This is a genomic window from Streptomyces sp. CNQ329 (assembly GCF_000482585.1).
The window spans coordinates 1-14,362 of sequence record NZ_AXVU01000027.1 but is presented as its reverse complement, the minus strand read 5'-3'; the positions used below and the strand labels follow the sequence as shown (position 1 = coordinate 14,362).

Here is a 14,362-nt window from a genome sequence, read left to right as displayed (position 1 = left end):
CCGGCCCCGGGCCGGCGACCCGGCCCGCGCAGCAGGCCGCGCCGGGCCACCGGGCGAAGGAGGTCGGAACATGTCCGCCTTCCGGGTCATGATCGGGGGATGAGCGATACCCCCAGACGGCTGCTGACGCTGCTGTCCGTGCTGCAGAGCGGGCGCGCGTACAGCGGCCCGGAGCTCGCCGGGCGCCTCGGGGTCAGCGTGCGTACCGTACGCCGCGACATCGACCGGCTGCGCGCGCTGGGCTACCCCGTGGACGCCGCCGTCGGCTCCGTCGGCGGCTACCGGCTCGCCGCGGGCACCGCGATGCCGCCGCTGCTGCTCGACGACGACGAGGCGGTCGCCGTCGCCGCCGGGCTGCGGGCCGTGGCCGCCGGGGGCGTCGCGGGGATCGAGGAGACGTCCGTACGGGCCCTCGGCAAGCTGGAGCAGGTGCTCCCCGCGCGGCTGCGGCGCCGCGTCTCCGCGCTGCAGCAGGCCACGGTGCCGCTGACCGTGAGCCCGGCGGGCGCGGTGGCGCCGGACGGGGCGCCGGTGGCCGCGGAGGTGCTGGCGGTGCTGGCCGCGGCGAGCGCCGGGGGAGAAGGGCTGCGGTTCGGCTACCGGGGCAGGCACGCGGACGGGGCCGGGGGAGACGAGCCGCGCGACGGCGAGGCGGGCCGCGCACGTGAGGGCGAGCCAGGACCGGCACGGGCCGGCCCCCTCTCTCCGCGGCCGGACGCCGGGCCCGGCGCCAGGCCCGGCGACGAGCCGCGCGGCAGGCGCCGCACCCGGCGCACCGCGGACACGGCGGGCACGGCGCGCCGGCACGTCGAGCCCTACCGCCTGGTCAGCACCGGTCGGCGGTGGTACCTCGTCGCGTACGACCGCGACCGCGCCGACTGGCGCACCTTCCGCGTCGACCGGATCGACGACCCGCGGCCCACCGGCGTCCGCCATCCCCCGCGCGAGTTGCCCGCCGCCGACGCCGCCTCCTTCGTCGCGGAGTCGATCGCCGGCCACCGGGGCCGCCACCGCGCCGTCGTCACCCTGCACGTGCCCCTCGACGAGGCCGTACGTCGCCTCCCGCGCGGTGCCGGACTGCTGGAGCCGGCCGGGGAAGACCGCTGCACGCTGGTCACCGGCGGGGATGCGCTCGACTGGCTGGCCGTGCGGATCGCGCTGCTCGGCGTGGACTTCGAGGTGCGCGAGCCGCCGGAGCTGGCGGCCTTCCTGCGCGACCTCGGCGACCGCATCAGCCGGTCGTGTCCGCCGCCTCCACCTCGTCGCGCGTGATGCCCAGCAGGTAGAGCACCGTGTCGAGGAACGGCACGTTCACCGCCGCGTGTGCGGCCTCCCGCACCAGCGGCTTGGCGTTGAACGCCACCCCCAGGCCCGCCGCGTTGAGCATGTCCAGGTCGTTCGCGCCGTCCCCGATCGCCACCGTCTGCGACAGCGGCACGCCCGCCTCCGCCGCGAAGCCGCTGAGCAGCCGGGCCTTGCCCGCCCGGTCCACCACCGGACCGGTGATCCGGCCCGTGAGCGTGCCGTCGGCGATCTCCAGGGTGTTCGCGGCGGCGAAGTCCAGCCCGAGCCGGTCCTTGAGGTCGTCGGTGATCTGGGTGAAGCCCCCGGAGACGACCCCCACCTGGTAGCCGAGGCGCTTGAGCGTACGGATCAGGGTGCGGGCGCCGGGCGTCAGGCGGACCTCCTCGCGCACCTTGTCCACCACCGAGTCCTCCAGTCCCGCCAGGAGCGCCACCCGGGCGTGCAGGGACTGCTCGAAGTCCAGCTCGCCGCGCATCGCGGCGGCGGTCACCTCCGCGACCTCGGCCTCGCAGCCGGCGTGTGCGGCGAACAGCTCGATGACCTCGTCCTGGATGAGGGTGGAGTCGACGTCCATCACCACGAGGCGCTGCGCCCGGCGCTGCAGCCCGGACGCCACGACGGCGACGTCCACGCCGAGGCGGGCGGCGGCTATGGCCAGCGCGGTGCGCAGCTCGTCGGTGGCGGCGCCGGAGACCTCGAACTCCACGGCGGTGACGGGGTACTTCGCGAGCCGGAAGATGCGGTCGATGTTCCCGCCGGTGCCGGTGATCGCGGCGGCGATGCCGGAGGTCGACTCGGCCGTCAGCGGGTGCCCGAGCACGGTCACGTGGGAGCGGCCGGGGGCGCGCGGCTCGTTGTCGCCGGTGCCGGAGATTATCTCCGCCTCCAGGCCCATGGAGTCGGCCCAGGAGTGGATCGTCGCGCGCAGCTCGCCCTCGGTGGCACCGACGGGCGGGGTGACCAGGGCGCACAGCGTGATGCGGCCGCGTGTGACGATCTGCTCGATGTCGATGACCTCGACCCGGTAGGCGGCGAGGGTGTCGAAGAGGCCGGCGGTGAGACCGGCGCGGTCGCGGCCGAAGATCTTGATGAGAAGCGTGCGGGCGGCGGTGGTCATGATGGCACCACGGTATCGCGGTGGGGCGCCCGCGCGGCCGGGCGGGTCGGGGTTGCGGCGGGCGGCGGCGGGGCCGCTGGGCTGGGAGGTTGCGGTCGGGGGAACGCCGTGTGGCTTGCGTCCGAACGGGCGGGGAGGTGCGCCGGAGCGTCGGATCTCCTCGTCCGTGTACGCGCCCCGCCACCGCCCGTACGTGATCAAGTACCGTCAACGGGTGCGAAGCGCCCGGAGCGGGCAGGAAATGGAAGGCAGAACTCCGCCTCCCGCCGTGACCCGCGTTTTCGTCAAGCGACTGTTACTGAAATAGTTCCTCAGGATGTTCGCCATCCCTAGACTCCTTACGGGCCTGTTGAAGTCAGGTGCCGTACATGGGGCACCTCGGGGGACAACTTTGTGGGGCATGGAGTGCCTGAACTCGTACTTGAACTGAATGGACAGACGTGGACTCTCGATCCGGCGCGCGCCTACCGCGTCGGGCGGGATCCGCAGGGGGACGTGGTGCTGGAGGACGCCAGGGTTTCCTGGCGGCACGCCAGCCTCCGCTGGGGCGGCCGTAGCTGGCTGCTCGAAGACGTCGGCAGCACCAACGGCTCGTACGTGGAGGGCCAGCGGGTCCACCAGATCGAGATCGGCCCCGGCTCGGTCGTGTATCTCGGCAACGCCACCGACGGGCCGCAGTTGCGGCTCTCCGCGCCGGCCGGCGCCGCCGCCCCCGACGTGTACAGCGCGCAGACCGCGATGGCCCAGCCGCCGCCCGGCGCCCAGCAGGCCGCGCCGCCGCAGCACGCGCCCGGCGGCTGGGGCGCCCCGCCGCAGGGACCTCCGCCCCAGCAGCAGCCGTTCCCGGGGGCGCCGGCCGGCATGCCGCCCCAGCAGCAGCCGTACGTGCCGCAGCAGCACTCCGCGCCGCAGCGCCCGCCCGCCGGCGCCGGCGCGGGACCTGGCGGCGCCGGCGGGCCGTCGGCCCACGGCGACCGCAGCCCCACGACGTTCCACCAGCTCTCGCTGGGCCGCGTCACCCGCATCGGCCGTGCGCTGGAGAACGAGCTGGTCGTCTCCGACCTGCAGGTCTCGCGCCACCACGCGGAGTTCCGGTCCACGCCCGACGGCCGCTCCGAGATCGTCGACCTCGGCAGCCACAACGGCACGTACGTCAACGGTGAGCAACTGCCGCAGCGCGGCCGGCGGCCCATCGGCCCCGACGACATCATCGGCATCGGTCACTCCACCTTCCGGCTGGTCGGGGACCGGCTGGAGGAGTTCGTCGACACCGGTGAGGTCAGCTTCTCGGCCCGCCACCTGACCGTGAAGGTCGACGGCGGCAAGGTCATCCTGGACAACGTCTCCTTCGGCGTGCCCGAGAAGAGCCTCGTCGCCGTCATCGGCCCGTCCGGCTCCGGCAAGTCCACGCTCCTCAAGGCGCTCACGGGCTACCGCCCCGCGGACGTCGGCGAGGTCCTCTACGACAACCGGAACCTCTACAAGCAGTTCGCCGAGCTGCGCCACCGCATCGGCCTGGTGCCGCAGGACGACATCCTGCACACCCAGCTCACCGTCACCCGCGCCCTGCGCTACGCCGCCAAGCTCCGGTTCCCCGGCGACACCGCGGAGGCCGAGCGCGCCGCCCGGGTGGACGAGGTGCTGCGCGAGCTGAAGCTCGACATCCACAAGGAGAAGCGCATCAGCTCGCTCTCCGGCGGCCAGCGCAAGCGCGTCTCGGTCGCCCTGGAGCTGCTCACCAAGCCGTCGCTGATCTTCCTGGACGAGCCCACCTCGGGCCTGGACCCGGGCATGGACCGCGACGTCATGCAGTTGCTGCGCGGCCTGGCCGACGACGGCCGTACGGTCCTGGTCGTCACCCACTCCGTCGCCGAACTCGCACTCTGCGACCGGCTCCTCGTCATGGCACCCGGCGGCGGCGTGGCGTACTTCGGCCCGCCCGAGGAGGCGCTGAACTTCTTCGGCTACGAGAGCTGGGCCGACATCTTCTCCGCCTTCGAGAACTACCGCGACTACGACTGGAAGGGACGCTGGCAGGGCTCCCAGCACTACCAGATGTACGCGGCCGACATCGACGCCGTGGCCCCGCAGGCCGTCGCGATGCAGCCGCCGCAGATGCTGCGCCCGTCCAAGCCGCAGGCGTGGATGCCGCAGTTGTGGACGCTGGTGAGACGGTACGTGTCGGTGCTCGCCTCCGACGGCTTCTTCATCGCGCTCACCATCGCGCTGCCGGTGGTCCTCGGCGTCGTCAGCATGGTCATCCCCGCAGAGTTCGGCCTCGGCTACGGCCCCGCGAAGGTCCACCTGATCAACAGGGACGCGGGCACGATCATGCTCATCCTCACGATCGGCGCCTGTTTCTCCGGCGCCGCGAACTCCGTGCGTGAGCTGATCAAGGAACGGGTGATCTACGAGCGAGAGCGGGCGGTCGGCCTGTCCCGCTCGGCGTACGTGATGTCCAAGGTGCTCGTCCTCGGCATCATCACCATCTTCCAGGGCGTCGTCATCAGCGCCATCGGCATCCTCAGCCGCAGCAAGCTGCCGGAGGAGGGCGTGATCCTCTCCGACCTGCCGGCGTTGGAGCTGGCGATCGGCGTGACCTCGCTGGGCCTGACCTCGATGATGTTCGGTCTGATCATCTCGTCGCTGGTGAAGACCTCCGAGATGACGATGCCGCTCCTGGTGATGTTCGCGATCGTGCAGGTCGTATTCACCGGCGTGCTGTTCCAGCTCCACGGCACCCCGGGGGTGGAGCAGTTCGCCTGGCTGATGCCCTCGCGCTGGGCGGTGGCCGCGATGGGTGCGACCGCCGACCTGAACGTGCTGCTGCCGTGGGACAGCGGCGAGACGGACACGCTGTGGGAGCACACGGCCGGCACGTACATGCTGAACATCACCGTGCTGCTCGCCATGGGCGTGCTCTGCGGCTTCGTCGTGGCCCGGCTCCTGCGCAAGCACGAGCCGGAGGTCATGCGCTGACCGCACCCCCACCGTCAGACGGGCGGCACCCCCTCCACGGGGTGCCGCCCGTCTCGTGGCCCGGCGGGCCCGCCGCCGCTCCCGGCCGCCGGTGACGCGGCTCCCGCGGCCCGGCTGCCACCACGGGGTTCGTGCGGGTCGGCACAGCGGCCTAGGACCGGGGGCCGATACCGGCCCCTCCCACGGCTGGATCACGCGGACCGGCCCGGCGGGTAGCGTGGCCGGCATGTCCACCCCCGCCGCCGGCCCGGCCGCCGGACTCGAAGCGGTCAGCCGTGCCCTGCTCGCCATGAGCCGGCAGGTGCAGGTCCGCGACGTGCTCCAGACGATCACGGCGTCCGCGCGCGAGCTGCTGCAGGCCGAGTACGCCGCCCTCGGCGTGCCGGACGACCACGGCGGGTTCGCCCAGTTCGTCGTCGACGGTGTCAGCGACGCGCAGTGGAAGGCCATCGGCCCGCTGCCCCGCCAGCACGGCATCCTCGCCGCGCTGCTGGAGGACGCCGTGCCGGTGCGCCTCGCCGACGTGCGCAAGGACCCCCGCTTCGGCGGCTGGCCCGGCGCCCACCCGCGGCTGCGGGACTTCCTCGGCGTCCCCATCGCCGACGGCGAGGAGGTCCTCGGCGCGCTCTTCCTGGCCAACAAGCAGTGCGAGCCGGATGACCCGCCGGCCCCCGACGGCTGCCGCTTCGGCGCCGAGGACGAGGCCCTGCTGCGTACCCTCGCCGACCACGCCGCCATCGCGCTGACCAACGCCCGCCTCTACGAGCGCAGCCGCGAGCTGACCATCGCCGGGGAGCGCGCCCGTCTCGCACACGAGCTGCACGACGCGGTCTCCCAGAAGCTCTTCTCGCTGCGCCTGACCGCCCAGGCCGCGGCGGCCCTCGTCGACCGCGATCCCCCGCGCGCCAAGGGCGAGCTGCAGCAGGTCGCGCGGCTGGCCGCGGACGCCGTCGACGAGCTGCGCGCCGCCGTCGTCGAGCTGCGCCCCGCCGCCCTGGACGACGACGGCCTGGTGGCCACCCTGGCGACCCAGGTGCAGGTCCTCGACCGGGCCCACCGCGCCCGCGTCACCTTCACCTCCGCCCAGGTACGGGCCCTGCCCGCGGCGCAGGAGGAGGCGCTGCTGCGGGTCGCGCAGGAAGCCCTGCACAACGCCCTGCGGCACGCCGACGCCGGGCTGGTCGAGGTCGCCCTCACCGGGGAGGGCCGCGGCGCGCGCCTGCGGGTGCGCGACGACGGGCAGGGCTTCGACCCGGACACCGTCCGCTCCGCCGGCCGGCACCTGGGCCTGGTGTCCATGCGCGACCGCGCCGCCGGGGTCGGCGGCGGCCTGACCGTCCAGTCGGCGCCCGGGCAGGGCACCGTGATCGAGATGGAGGTGCCCGGTGGCTGAGGCGGGCGAGAAGCAGAGGACCGAGGGGCCGGACGGCACGGACGCGTCCGGCCGGATCCGGGTGCTGTTGGTGGACGACCACCAGGTCGTACGGCGTGGGCTGCGCACCTTCCTGGAGGTGCAGGACGACATCGAGGTCGTCGGCGAGGCCGCCGACGGCGACGAGGGCGTGGCCCGTACCGCGGAGCTGGTGCCGGACGTGGTGCTGATGGACGTGAAGATGCCCGGCACCGACGGCATCGAGGCGCTGCGCAGGATCCGCGAGTCCGGCAGTGCGGCGCGCGTGCTGGTCATCACCAGCTTCACCGAGCAGCGCACCGTCGTCCCCGCCCTGCGCGCCGGCGCCGCGGGCTACGTCTACAAGGACGTCGACCCCGAGGCGCTGGCCAAGGCGATCCGCTCGGTGCACGCCGGGCACGTGCTGCTCCAGCAGGACGTCGCCGGGACGCTGCTGGCGCCGGAGGCCGGCGGCGGGCCCGCGCAGGGGCGGGGGACGGCGCTGACCGAGCGCGAGCGGGAGGTGCTGGTGCTGATCGCGGACGGCCGCTCGAACCGCGAGATCGCCCGTGCGCTCGTGGTCTCGGAGAAGACGGTCAAGACGCATGTGTCGAACATCCTGATGAAGCTCGACCTCGCCGACCGTACGCAGGCCGCCCTCTGGGCCGTACGGCACGGGCTGAGCGGCTGATCTGCCGGTCCCGCGCCCCGGCACCGTATGACCGAAACGTTCCCTTGCGCCGAACGGTGGTCCCGGACCGCCGCGGAGGGTCCGTGCGCCGCCTGCGTCCCGGGCCCGGGCGGGCGCGGCCGGCAGGGGAACGACCCACCTGCGCCCCCACGGCACGCCCGCGGAGGGCGTACGCGCCGCCGCACACCCCGCGCGCCCGCGCACCTCACCCGCGCTCCAACTCCTCCACGAACGCGTTGTAGGCGGCCACCCGCGCCCGCCGCGCCGTCCGCTCCAGCGGCCGCAGCGCCTCCCCGCGGGCCGCTATCTGCCCCGCGCTGACCGCCGCCCCGTGCCCCTCGCCCGGATCCCGCGCGATCTCCACGAGCGCCCCCACCCGCTGCGCCAGCTCCAGCACCCGCACCGCCCGCGGCGGATACCCCGGCGCCAGCACCTCGCGCCCCCGGTCCGCCCGCGCCCGGTACGCCGACAGCGCCGCCTCCGCGACCGGCCCGGAACCCGCCACGTCCAGCCGCGACAGCACCTCCGTGGCGTCCCGCATCGCCTCCGCCAGCTCCCGCTCCGCCTCGCCCAGCGACGGCACGTCCGCCGGCGGCGCGTCCCGCACCGGCAGGCACCGCCACCGCACCCGGACCACCTCGTCCCCCTCCGGCCCCACCGACCAGACCTCCGGCACCAGCCCCAGCGGCGGCCCGCCCGTCACCAGCACCGCCTCGCCGGCGTCCAGCGCCAGCGCGTTGAACTCCGGCGGCCCGGACAGCCCCAGCGGATGCCCCGGCACCGGGAGCGCCACGCGCAGCCCCTTCGCACCCAGCACCCGCAGCCGCCCCAGGGCCATCGTCAGGCCCACCCCCTCGGCGGACTCCTCCTCCGGCAGACCCGCCACCCGGTGCCCGGCGTCGTCCGCGACGATGCGCTCCGCCGCGTCGTCGGGCGAGATGTGCCCGGAAAGCAGGGCATTTCCCCAGGCCGCCAGCCGGCCTGAACGTGGTTCTTCGAGCATGGCACCAGCCTACGGACCGGGTCCGACATCGCGTGGCGTAGGTTTGCCCTGGGGCGGTGTCGCAGGCGGGCACCGCGTAGGACGGACCGAGACGGCAAGGGGAGACGGCGCGCTCATGAGCGATGTACTGGAGCTGGTGGACGTATCGGTGGTCCGCGACGGCAGGGCTCTGGTCGAAGAGGTCTCCTGGTCGGTCGCGGAGGGCGAGCGGTGGATCATCCTCGGGCCCAACGGCGCGGGCAAGACCACGCTGTTGAACATCGCCTCCAGCTACCTCTTCCCGTCCGCGGGCACCGTCCAGATCCTCGGCGAGAAACTCGGCAGCGTCGACGTCTTCGAGCTCCGCCCCCGTATCGGCATGGCGAGCGCTGCGCTCTCGGAGAAGCTGCCCAAGAGCCAGACCGTCCTGCAGACCGTCCTCACCGCCGCGTACGGCATGACCGCGACCTGGCAGGAGAGCTACGAGGCCGTCGACGAGGAGCGCGCCAAGGCGTTTCTCGACCGCCTCGGCATGAGCGAGTACCTGGACCGCAGATTCGGCACCCTCTCCGAGGGTGAGCGCAAGCGCACCCAGATCGCCCGCGCCATGATGACCGACCCCGAGTTGCTCCTCCTCGACGAGCCGGCCGCCGGCCTCGACCTCGGCGGCCGAGAGGACCTGGTCCGCCGCCTCGGCCGGCTGGCGCGCGACCCGTACGCGCCCTCGATGGTCATGGTGACGCACCACGTCGAGGAGATCCCCCCGGGGTTCACGCACGTGCTGATGATCCGGCAGGGCAAGGTGCTCGCCGCCGGGCCCATCGAGGACGAGCTGACGTCCCGCAACCTCTCGCTCTGCTTCGGCCTGCCGCTCGTCCTCGACCGCGCCGGCGACCGCTGGACCGCCCAGGGCCTCCCGATGTCCAAGGCGTAACCGGCGCCCCGCCACCCGCCCCACGGCGGACGTGGCTTCCGGTCACAGCTCCGGGCATCTGTCCCGATTCCCTTGCCCCGCAATAGCATTGACCCGTGGATGCATGGGTGTGGTGGCTGATCGCCGCCGTGGGCATGGGCATTCCTCTGGTGCTGACCGCCATGCCGGAGTTCGGCATGTTCTCGGTCGGCGCGGTCGCCGCCGCCGTGACGGCCGGCCTGGGGGGTGGCCTCACCGTACAAGTGATCGTCTTCGCGGTCGTCTCGACCGCCCTCATAGCCGCCGTACGACCCGTGGCACGCCGCCATCGCGGCCAGGGCGGAGCGACGTCGGGCGTCGACGCCCTCAAGGGCAGACAGGCGGTGGTGCTGGAGCGCGTCGACGGGTCAGGGGGGCGTATCAAGCTCGCCGGCGAGGTGTGGAGCGCCCGGGCACTCGACTCGGGCGAGGTTTACGAGCCCGGTCGGACGGTCGATGTTGTGGACATCGACGGTGCGACCGCCGTCGTCATGTGACCGGAAGCGCCCTTACGGGCAAGGCCGTTCTGCCACACTCGGCGGCTGGGCCGCACAATTGGATCACTAACCGGGGAGCAGCATGCAGCCGATCATCATCGTCCTGATCATCCTGGTGGTGCTCGTCTTCATCGCACTCATCAAGACGATCCAGGTCATCCCGCAGGCCAGTGCGGCCATCGTGGAGCGCTTCGGCCGCTACACACGCACGCTCAACGCCGGCCTCAACATCGTGGTGCCGTTCATCGACACCATCCGCAACCGCGTCGACCTGCGCGAACAAGTCGTGCCGTTCCCACCGCAACCCGTGATCACCCAGGACAACCTGGTGGTCAACATCGACACCGTCATCTACTACCAGGTCACCGACGCCCGCGCGGCCACCTACGAGGTCGCCAGCTATATCCAGGCCATCGAACAGCTCACCGTCACCACCCTGCGCAACATCATCGGCGGCATGGACCTGGAGCGCACCCTGACCTCCCGCGAGGAGATCAACGCCGCCCTGCGCGGCGTCCTCGACGAGGCCACCGGCCGCTGGGGCATCCGGGTCAACCGTGTCGAGCTGAAGGCCATCGAGCCGCCCACCTCCATCCAGGACTCGATGGAGAAGCAGATGCGCGCCGACCGCGACAAGCGCGCCGCGATCCTCACCGCGGAAGGCGTCCGGCAGTCCGAGATCCTCACCGCCGAGGGTGAGAAGCAGGCCGCGATCCTGCGGGCCGAGGGCGAGGCCCGCTCCGCGGCGCTGCGCGCCGAGGGCGAGGCACAGGCCATCCGCACGGTCTTCGAGTCCATCCACGCCGGCGACCCGGACCAGAAGCTGCTGTCGTACCAGTACCTGCAGATGCTGCCGAAGATCGCCGAGGGCGACGCGAACAAGCTCTGGATCGTGCCCAGCGAGATCGGCGACGCCCTCAAGGGCCTCGGCGGCGCCCTGGGCAACTTCGGCCCGCCCTCGCCCACCGGCGGTGACGGCGCCGTCCCCAAGACGAGCACCCGCAAGGCCCCCACCTACCGCGAGCAGCCGCCGCTGGAGTAGCCCGCGCGGCGCCCGCGTACGCCGTACGACGCGAGCCCGTCCCCGGTCGTCGCAACGACCGGGGACGGGCTCTTCTCCGTACGGTCTCCGTGCAGCACGGAGGGGTGCTCACCTTCCGGGGCTCACGCGGCGACACTCACCTCGGGGCCCTCCGGGAGCGCCAGCCACTCCGGCAACTGCTCCCGCTCGCGCACACCCAGCGCCAGCAGCAGCGCATCCGCCGGCGTCGGCTCGAACGGCCGGCGGAGCAGCCGCATTCCCGCCTGCTCCGGCGTCCGGTCCGCCTTGCGGTGGTTGTCCGCGGCGCAGGACGCCACCGTGTTCAGCCAGGTGTCGCCGCCGCCGAGCGAACGCGGGAGGACGTGATCCACGGTCGTCGCGCGCCGGTCGCAGTACGCGCACCGGTGCCGGTCGCGTACCAGCACACCCCGCCGCGACCACGGCGCCCGTCTTCGGAACGGCACCCGTACGTACCGGCACAGCCGGATCACCTGGGGCACCGGCAGATCCACGCTCGCCGCCCGCAGCCGCATGCCGGAGTGCGCCTGCTCGACGACGGCCTTGTCCTGCAGCACCAGGACCACCGCACGGCGGAGCGACACCGTCGACAACGGCTCGAAGCTCGCGTTGAGCACCAGCGTCTCGCGCATCCCGGTCACACCTCCCGACTCCCCCTCACCGAGCGGCGAGGTGGCTCCACTGTGCCCGGGGAGATCGGCCGCGACAACGCAATTTCAGCCCGCCGCGGGCTCCTCGTGCGTGCCGATGAGCTGGGCCCGCGCAAGGGTGTGGAAGCGGAGGTTGAAGCCCACGACGGCCGGCGTCGCCGTGGCGTCGGGACCCAGCTTCTCCTGGTCCACCGCGTACACCGTGAAGACGTACCGGTGCTCGCCGTCACCGGGCGGTGGGGCGGCACCCGTGAAGTCGTGCGTCCCCGCGTCGTTCCGCACGGTCACGGCACCCGCCGGCAGCCCGGCCATGTCCCCCGTGCCCGCGCCCGCGGGCAGCTCCGTCACGGACACCGGGATGTCGAAGACCGACCAGTGCCAGAACCCGCTGCCGGTCGGCGCGTCCGGGTCGTAGCAGGTGACGGCGAAGCTCTTCGTCCCCTCCGGGAACCCGGACCAGCGCAGGTGCGGCGAGGTGTTGCCCTTCGCCGCGATCTGCGCGTCCGGAAGGGGGGCGCCCTCCTTCACGTCGTCGCTGGTGACGGTGAACGACGGCACCGCGGGATGGAAGTCGTGGGGCAGCGGCGGCCGGTTCTGCTCGGGCACGTGAGACACCTCCAGGTGGCTGTGACGCAAGGACACGGCGCGGCGGGCACACGGACCACGCGCGGCGCGCGGGGCACCGGTACGTCCGCCACGGCGGTCAGCCTAACGAGCAGCGGCCCGGACACCGCCGCCACACGACCGTGCGGCTCAGAACCAGTTGCGCCGCGACCCCACCTCGGAGATCCACTGGTTGAGGTACGCGCTCCAGTCGGTCTGCTGGAAGTCGGTCAGCCCCACCTGGAACATCCGGAAGGAGTCGCCGCCGTCGGTGAACAGCCCCGGCTTCTTGTCCATCTCCAGCACCACGTCCATCTGGTGCCCGTCGGCGAGGAACGTCAGCTCCACGGCCGTCAGCCCGCGGTACTGCTGCGGCGCGTAGAACTCGATCTCCTGGTAGAAGGGCAGCCGCTGCCGCGTGCCGCGGATGTGCCCGCGCTCCAGGTCGGCGCTCTTGAAGCGGAAGCCCAGCGCGCCGAAGGCGTCGAGGATCGCCTGCTGCGCCGGCAGCGGGTGCACGGAGATCGGGTCGAGGTCCAGCGAGTCCACCGCCCGGGCGATCTCCAGCTCGGTCGTCACGCCGACGTTCATCCCCGGCAGCCGCTGCCCCATGACGGACGTCACCGGCGTCTCCCACGGCACGTCCAGGCTGAAGGACACGTTGTGCACGGCGTTCGGCTGGATCTCGAAGGCGCCGCCGAGCCGCTGCCGGTGGAACTCGATGTCCTGCTTGTACTCGTTGTCGCCGCTCTCCACCTCCACGCGCGCCTGGAGCCCGACGGACAGCCCCTCGACCTCCTGCGCCACGGATCCGCCCTCGATGCGGACCTCGCCCTGGACGACGCCGCCGGGCACGACGTTCGCGTCGTTCAGGACCGTCTCGACCGACGCGCCGCCGGCACCGAGGCTGGCGAAAAGCTTCTTGAACCCCATCGCGGACTCCCCTGCTCCCCTGTTAGGACTGCTCAACTACGCTCACCCGACATGGCCCGTACTCCACTCGACCGCTCCTTCTTCCGTCGGCCCGTACTGGAGGTGGCGCCGGATCTGCTGGGCCGAACACTACTGCGCCGCACCGCCGCGGGGACGATCTCTCTGCGACTCACGGAGGTCGAGGCGTACGCGGGGGAGCAGGACCCCGGATCGCACGCCTACCGGGGCCGCACGGACCGCAACGCCGTCATGTTCGGCCCGGCGGGGCACATCTACGTCTACTTCACGTACGGCATGTGGCACTGCATGAACGTGGTCTGCGGCGAGGAGGGCGCAGCGAGCGCGGTCCTCCTGCGCGCCGGCGAGGTGACGGAGGGCACGGACCTGGCCCGCAAGCACCGCCCCAAGGCCCGCAAGGACCGGGAACTGGCCCAGGGCCCGGCCCGGCTGGCGACGGCACTCGACGTCGACCGCGCCCTCAACGGCACGGACGCCTGTACCCCGGGCAGCCCCCTCGAACTCCTCGCCGGCACCCCGGCGGACCGCACCCGCATCCGCACCGGCCCCCGCACCGGCGTCGGCGGCGACGGCGCCCACCACCCGTGGCGCTACTGGATCGCCGACGACGCGACCGTGAGCCCGTACCGCGCCCACGAGCCACGCCGCCGCCCCAGGGCGGCCGGAGCTTGACGTGGCGGGGGCGGATCCGTATCGTTGATGGAGCCGTAAATGGCCCGGTGTCCCGCACGCTCTGATGCAGGCACCATCCTCCATACGAACTTTCGTTAACCTGAGTTCTCTCTTGTTGCGTCCCAGATGCAACTCCCGGGAACCGGTTTTGGAGCGAAGAGAAGTCTTCGCTACAGTGGTGGAACACCGAAGGGAAACGCCCGGAGAAGCCCGGTGAGGGTTTTGATGGAAGTGTCCGTTCTTTGAGAACTCAACAGTGTGCCAAGTAGTCGATGCCAAGTGTTTGATGTAGTGACACAGCAGTAAGCGAGGCAGACTCGTTTCTGTGATGCTGCTACGGGGGCTCGGTTTTTCGGAGCCTCTTCAGGTATGCATTTACGGAGAGTTTGATCCTGGCTCAGGACGAACGCTGGCGGCGTGCTTAACACATGCAAGTCGAACGATGATCCGGTTTCGGCCGGGGATTAGTGGCGAACGGGTGAGTAACACGTGGGCAATCTGCCCTGCACTCTG

The 14,362-nt window shown here is 72.4% G+C and carries 13 protein-coding genes and 1 rRNA gene; 9 read left to right on the top strand and 5 right to left on the bottom strand.

Features of this window, described 5'->3' with window-relative positions:
• The first annotated feature begins 99 nt into the window (after window positions 1–99).
• A complete protein-coding gene (locus I003_RS36950; protein ID WP_027772951.1) occupies window positions 100–1,272 on the top strand; it encodes a WYL domain-containing protein in 1,173 nt (390 codons plus the stop codon).
• Here the strand turns inward: I003_RS36950 and serB are convergent.
• On the bottom strand, window positions 1,232–2,422 hold the full coding sequence (gene serB / locus I003_RS0118985; RefSeq protein ID WP_037721168.1) for a phosphoserine phosphatase SerB: 1,191 nt from the start codon (window positions 2,420–2,422) through the stop codon (window positions 1,232–1,234). The two genes, I003_RS36950 and serB, sit on opposite strands and share 41 nt — an antisense overlap.
• 393 nt (window positions 2,423–2,815) lie before the next feature.
• On the opposite strand from serB, the gene I003_RS0118980 reads away from it, so the two are divergent.
• The 3 genes from I003_RS0118980 (at window position 2,816) to I003_RS0118970 (ending at window position 7,482) form a co-directional block, all read left to right on the top strand.
• A complete protein-coding gene (locus tag I003_RS0118980) occupies window positions 2,816–5,401 on the top strand; it encodes an FHA domain-containing protein (protein WP_199784324.1) in 2,586 nt (861 codons plus the stop codon).
• Between the two features lie 226 nt (window positions 5,402–5,627).
• Window positions 5,628–6,794, top strand: a complete 1,167-nt coding sequence (locus I003_RS0118975) for a GAF domain-containing sensor histidine kinase (RefSeq protein WP_037721178.1) — start codon at window positions 5,628–5,630, stop codon at window positions 6,792–6,794.
• Window positions 6,787–7,482, top strand: coding sequence for a response regulator transcription factor (locus I003_RS0118970; protein WP_027772947.1), 696 nt, complete (start codon window positions 6,787–6,789; stop codon window positions 7,480–7,482). The genes I003_RS0118975 and I003_RS0118970 overlap by 8 nt, the downstream gene beginning before the upstream one ends.
• A gap of 205 nt (window positions 7,483–7,687) precedes the next feature.
• Here the strand turns inward: I003_RS0118970 and I003_RS32650 are convergent, their stop codons facing one another.
• Window positions 7,688–8,485, bottom strand: a complete 798-nt coding sequence (locus I003_RS32650; protein ID WP_037721167.1) for a hypothetical protein — start codon at window positions 8,483–8,485, stop codon at window positions 7,688–7,690.
• Between the two features lie 115 nt (window positions 8,486–8,600).
• Between I003_RS32650 and I003_RS0118955 the strand changes: the two genes are divergently transcribed.
• The 3 genes from I003_RS0118955 (at window position 8,601) to I003_RS0118945 (ending at window position 10,955) form a co-directional block, all read left to right on the top strand.
• Window positions 8,601–9,398 carry an ABC transporter ATP-binding protein gene (locus tag I003_RS0118955; RefSeq protein ID WP_027772946.1) on the top strand — a complete coding sequence of 266 codons (798 nt, stop codon included), beginning with the start codon at window positions 8,601–8,603 and terminating at the stop codon, window positions 9,396–9,398.
• 134 nt (window positions 9,399–9,532) lie between these two features.
• Window positions 9,533–9,913, top strand: coding sequence for an NfeD family protein (locus I003_RS0118950; RefSeq protein WP_051368334.1), 381 nt, complete (start codon window positions 9,533–9,535; stop codon window positions 9,911–9,913).
• 82 nt (window positions 9,914–9,995) lie between these two features.
• Entirely contained in the window at window positions 9,996–10,955 is a 960-nt protein-coding gene (locus tag I003_RS0118945; protein ID WP_027772944.1) for an SPFH domain-containing protein, read from the top strand.
• Between the two features lie 122 nt (window positions 10,956–11,077).
• On the opposite strand, the gene I003_RS0118940 is transcribed toward I003_RS0118945, so the two are convergent.
• The 3 genes from I003_RS0118940 to I003_RS0118930 all read right to left on the bottom strand — a co-directional run bounded on the left by I003_RS0118940 (window position 11,078) and on the right by I003_RS0118930 (window position 13,159).
• The gene (locus I003_RS0118940) at window positions 11,078–11,605 is read right to left on the bottom strand and encodes an HNH endonuclease (RefSeq protein WP_027772943.1); all 528 of its coding nucleotides are present in this window, start codon (window positions 11,603–11,605) and stop codon (window positions 11,078–11,080) included.
• Window positions 11,606–11,689: 84 nt separating this feature from the next.
• Entirely contained in the window at window positions 11,690–12,229 is a 540-nt protein-coding gene (locus I003_RS0118935; protein ID WP_027772942.1) for a YbhB/YbcL family Raf kinase inhibitor-like protein, read from the bottom strand.
• Between the two features lie 147 nt (window positions 12,230–12,376).
• Window positions 12,377–13,159 carry a sporulation protein gene (locus I003_RS0118930; protein ID WP_027772941.1) on the bottom strand — a complete coding sequence of 261 codons (783 nt, stop codon included), beginning with the start codon at window positions 13,157–13,159 and terminating at the stop codon, window positions 12,377–12,379.
• Between the two features lie 51 nt (window positions 13,160–13,210).
• Here I003_RS0118930 and I003_RS0118925 point away from each other — a divergent pair, with 51 nt between their 5' ends.
• Window positions 13,211–13,849, top strand: coding sequence for a DNA-3-methyladenine glycosylase (locus I003_RS0118925; RefSeq protein WP_027772940.1), 639 nt, complete (start codon window positions 13,211–13,213; stop codon window positions 13,847–13,849).
• Window positions 13,850–14,223: 374 nt separating this feature from the next.
• A 16S ribosomal RNA gene (locus tag I003_RS0118920) occupies window positions 14,224–14,362 on the top strand; the annotation flags it as partial.

Excerpts from the sequence above, each read along its gene's own strand:
- I003_RS0118930 (WP_027772941.1), bottom strand. The coding sequence starts at position 13,159 with ATGGGGTTCAAGAAGCTTTTCGCCAGCCTCGGTGCCGGCGGCGCGTCG.
- serB (WP_037721168.1), bottom strand. The coding sequence starts at position 2,422 with ATGACCACCGCCGCCCGCACGCTTCTCATCAAGATCTTCGGCCGCGAC.
- I003_RS0118950 (WP_051368334.1), top strand. The coding sequence starts at position 9,533 with ATGGGCATTCCTCTGGTGCTGACCGCCATGCCGGAGTTCGGCATGTTC.
- I003_RS32650 (WP_037721167.1), bottom strand. The coding sequence starts at position 8,485 with ATGCTCGAAGAACCACGTTCAGGCCGGCTGGCGGCCTGGGGAAATGCC.
- I003_RS0118955 (WP_027772946.1), top strand. The coding sequence starts at position 8,601 with ATGAGCGATGTACTGGAGCTGGTGGACGTATCGGTGGTCCGCGACGGC.
- I003_RS36950 (WP_027772951.1), top strand. The coding sequence starts at position 100 with ATGAGCGATACCCCCAGACGGCTGCTGACGCTGCTGTCCGTGCTGCAG.
- I003_RS0118940 (WP_027772943.1), bottom strand. The coding sequence starts at position 11,605 with ATGCGCGAGACGCTGGTGCTCAACGCGAGCTTCGAGCCGTTGTCGACG.
- I003_RS0118925 (WP_027772940.1), top strand. The coding sequence starts at position 13,211 with ATGGCCCGTACTCCACTCGACCGCTCCTTCTTCCGTCGGCCCGTACTG.
- I003_RS0118975 (WP_037721178.1), top strand. The coding sequence starts at position 5,628 with ATGTCCACCCCCGCCGCCGGCCCGGCCGCCGGACTCGAAGCGGTCAGC.
- I003_RS0118945 (WP_027772944.1), top strand. The coding sequence starts at position 9,996 with ATGCAGCCGATCATCATCGTCCTGATCATCCTGGTGGTGCTCGTCTTC.